The organism is Pseudomonas sp. P5_A12 (genome assembly GCF_056400685.1).
The window spans coordinates 1-2,847 of the sequence record NZ_JBFUKU010000461.1; the positions used below are offsets into that span (position 1 = coordinate 1).

Sequence of the window (2,847 nt, forward strand, 5' to 3'; positions counted from 1 at the left end):
ATAAACGACAACGCCCCGGTCAATGCGGTCGGCAGCTTTTGAATCGCGCCGTACAACAGTACATACATCACGCCGGTGTGGACGATGCCCAGTGTCACCAGACTGGCCCAGGCACCCGGCGCTTGCGGCAGCGCTGAAAAGTGCGCGAACGGCGCAAGCAACAGCACGCCGGTGCAGACCTGGATCAACGCGATCAGATGGGGCGGCGTACCGGTCAGGCGCTTGATGATCAACGCGGCAATCGCATAAAGGAAGGCCGCGCCCAGCGCCAGGCCAATCCCCATCAGGTAGTCATTACCACTTTCGCCCTGCCCGCCATGGGCACTGACAATCGCCAGCATCCCGAGAAACGAAATGCCCAGCCAGAACAGCTTCTGCAGGGTGATCTTTTCGTTGAGGAACAACGCGGCAAGGCCTACCAACATGAACGGCTGAACGTTGTACACCGCCGTACCAATGGCTATCGAGGCGCGGGAATATGACGCAAACAACAGCACCCAGTTGCCGACAATCGCCACACCACTGAGCACCGCCAGCAGGAAAGTGGTACGGGTCAGAATGCCGGGACGCAAAAAGCCGAAGGCTGCGCAAATCAGTAACAAAGTGCCGGCCCCGAACAGGCAGCGCCAGAACACCACGTCGAGCACTGGTTGCCCGGACACCAGCACGAACCAGCCGATGGTCCCGGAAATCAGCATGGCGGCAGCCATCTCGAATGAGCCGTGACGTATTGATTTGTCCATCTTCAGACTCCTGTGTTTGAGCGCAAAGTATGCCAATCCGCCGGGGGGCTTCTCCAGCGCAAAAAGCAGGCTAAACTCGGTTTCTGCCTTTTTTATCAAGGCAGTTTTAATCAATTGCCTTATAGGGGTTTTCCATGACCGACGACATCGACCAAGTGCTGATCAGCGCCTTGATGGAAGATTCCCGGCGCTCGCTCAAGGCGCTGGCGCACTTGAGCGGCTTGTCTTCCCCCAGCGTTGCCGAGCGGTTGCGCCGTCTCGAAGAGCGGGGTGTACTCAAGGGCTACACCGTGGAGATAGACCCGAAATGCTTCGGCTATCAACTCCAGGCCATCGTGCGGATTCGCCCGCTGCCGGGTCAGTTGCAGGAAGTGGAACGGCAGATTCAGGCCATCCCCGAATTTACCGAGTGCGACAAAGTCACCGGCGACGACTGCTTCATCGCGCGCCTGCACGTGCGCTCGATGGAACAACTGGACACCCYCCTCGACCGCCTCAACACCCACGCCGAAACCAACACAGCAATCGTCAAGAAGACCCCGGTCAAACGCCGGTTGCCCCCGATGGCATGAGTGATGTTTGTTTGCCAATAGCGTAGATTGAGGGTTTTCCGGCGAAGGATTGGCGGTCTATGAAAACTCAGGCAATGCTACTGGTGGCACTGATGCTTGCAGGCTGCGGCACGATTCAAACGGTGGTGCGCGGTGATGAAGTGGCAGCTGAAAGCCTCAAGGAACAGAAGAGCTATTGTGGAGCAGTACCGCGAATCTACAGCGGTGTGAGCTATGATTTTTGCAGCTTGAATGCGCCGCTGAAAAAAGGGCTGGATGCACAAGAACACACCGATGTTCCAGCCGTCGTGCTGGTCGACGTGGTCATGTCCGGCGCACTCGACACCTTGTTGCTGCCCTACACCATTTACCGCCAGCAAGCCGATGGCAGCATAGTCATTGACTGAATGACCTGAATCTCAGGCAATAAAAAACCCGCCTGAGCGGGTTTTTTACTTAAAGCCTTCGATTAATCATCGCGGCTCATGATGCCGAACAGCTGCAACAAGCTGATGAACAGGTTGTAGATCGATACATACAGGCTGATCGTCGCCATGATGTAGTTGCGCTCACCGCCATGAATGATGGCGCTGGTCTGGTACAGAATGCAGACCGAGGAGAACAGCACGAAACCTGCGCTGATCGCCAGTTGCAGGCCGCTGATCTGGAAGAAAAAGCTCGCCAGCGTCGCACCCAGCAGCACAAAGAAGCCTGCGGTGATGAAACCGCCCAGGAAACTCATGTCCTTGCGGGTAATCAGCACGTAAGCCGACAGACCGCCGAACACCAGCGCCGTCATCGCGAACGCCGAACTGACCACTTCAGCGCCGCCCTGCATTCCCAGGTAACGGTTGAGGATCGGGCCGAGCAGGAAACCCATGAAACCGGTCAGGGCAAAAGCAGAAACCAGGCCCCAGGCAGAATCACGGAGTTTGTTGGTGAGGAAGAAAAGGCCGTAGAAACCGATCAGCACCACGAACACGTTCGGGTACCCGACGCGCATCTGCTGAGCGACAAACGCCATCACGCCGCTGAATGCGAGGGTGAGAGCGAGTAAGCCGTAAGTGTTGCGCAGGACGCGGCTAACCTCTAGCTGCTCAGCCTGCACGCTGTTATTAACTGCGTAATCCTGTTCGCGCATGGCGACACTCCTGTTGGTTTGAAACGTTCAGTCGCAAAGATCATAACAGACGCTCTGCAACTAGCTATGCAGAGAGTTTGACAGTGTGTTTCATTCAGGTATTATGGCGCCCGCAACACAAACGGAGGTGTGGCCGAGTGGTTTAAGGCAACGGTCTTGAAAACCGTCGACTGTAACAGGTCCATGAGTTCGAATCCCATCGCCTCCGCCATCTTTATACGACAAAGCCCTGATTTTTCAGGGCTTTGTCGTTTCTGGGGTTTGAGCCGAGAACCTCGGTGCGCAAGGTGTTCCATAACTATTATGGAAGTGTTCCAGAACTCAGGCTGTTTTCACTCCCTCCCTGACGTTTTGCCGACTGACCATCACCGCGTGATCAGGGGCATGACTACCGGCGACCTTGATTATCAGC

Annotated in this window: 4 protein-coding genes and 1 tRNA gene; 3 read left to right on the forward strand and 2 right to left on the reverse strand. The window is 56.1% G+C overall.

What is annotated here, in order from left to right:
* The coding region (locus AC1DSG_RS29865; RefSeq protein ID WP_477794086.1) for a DMT family transporter at nt 1–743 on the reverse strand (743 nt) is incomplete at its 3' end.
* Nucleotides 744–877: 134 nt separating this feature from the next.
* On the opposite strand from AC1DSG_RS29865, the gene AC1DSG_RS29870 reads away from it, so the two are divergent.
* Complete coding sequence (locus AC1DSG_RS29870; RefSeq protein ID WP_477794087.1) at nt 878–1,315, forward strand: Lrp/AsnC family transcriptional regulator; 438 nt, start codon at nt 878–880, stop codon at nt 1,313–1,315.
* A 59-nt stretch (nt 1,316–1,374) separates the two neighbouring features.
* Entirely contained in the window at nt 1,375–1,701 is a 327-nt protein-coding gene (locus AC1DSG_RS29875) for a YceK/YidQ family lipoprotein (protein WP_477794088.1), read from the forward strand.
* 62 nt (nt 1,702–1,763) lie between these two features.
* On the opposite strand, the gene AC1DSG_RS29880 is transcribed toward AC1DSG_RS29875, so the two are convergent.
* On the reverse strand, nt 1,764–2,435 hold the full coding sequence (locus AC1DSG_RS29880; RefSeq protein ID WP_223513046.1) for a Bax inhibitor-1/YccA family protein: 672 nt from the start codon (nt 2,433–2,435) through the stop codon (nt 1,764–1,766).
* Nucleotides 2,436–2,558: 123 nt separating this feature from the next.
* On the opposite strand from AC1DSG_RS29880, the gene AC1DSG_RS29885 reads away from it, so the two are divergent.
* Nucleotides 2,559–2,646 (forward strand) — tRNA-Ser (locus AC1DSG_RS29885).
* Nucleotides 2,647–2,847: the final 201 nt, after the last annotated feature.

Coding starts and splice junctions, on each gene's coding strand:
- AC1DSG_RS29875 (WP_477794088.1), top strand. CDS start 1,375: ATGAAAACTCAGGCAATGCTACTGGTGGCACTGATGCTTGCAGGCTGC.
- AC1DSG_RS29880 (WP_223513046.1), bottom strand. CDS start 2,435: ATGCGCGAACAGGATTACGCAGTTAATAACAGCGTGCAGGCTGAGCAG.